The sequence below is a fragment of the Wolbachia endosymbiont of Tettigetta isshikii genome (genome assembly GCF_041154185.1).
Classification (GTDB): domain Bacteria; phylum Pseudomonadota; class Alphaproteobacteria; order Rickettsiales; family Anaplasmataceae; genus Wolbachia.
This window is the reverse complement of the sequence record NZ_JBFTEN010000061.1, coordinates 1-322: the sequence shown is the minus strand read 5'-3', so window position 1 is coordinate 322 and position 322 is coordinate 1. Positions and strand designations below refer to the sequence as shown.

Here is a 322-nt window from a genome sequence, read left to right as displayed (position 1 = left end):
ATTAATATCAGGACAATACTTTAAAACATCCTCAGCAATCATTAAATATCATTTTCAACAGCGAGGTGTAGTATGGTTTTGCCATCCTTATCCTGATTATCAACTTTAGCTCCATGCTGTAAGAGCAGTCTTACAACTGTTTTATGTCCTGTTTTGGTAGCAATATGAAGTGGTGTTAAATTACCCTTTGTGCTAGCATTAATATCAGCACCTCTATTCAAGAATAATTTCACAGCTTCTTCATTACCTAGTTCAGAAGCAAAATGTAGTGGCATATATTCTTCCTTCAATGTTAAAGAATGAGTACAAACACCATGGTTTA

The 322-nt window shown here is 34.2% G+C and carries 1 protein-coding gene; it reads right to left on the bottom strand.

The genetic code is table 11. The features are described 5' to 3' along the window. Positions 1-41: 41 nt before the first annotated feature. A partial coding sequence (locus AB6N09_RS05690; protein ID WP_411131955.1) for an ankyrin repeat domain-containing protein occupies positions 42-322 on the bottom strand: 281 nt, incomplete at its 5' end.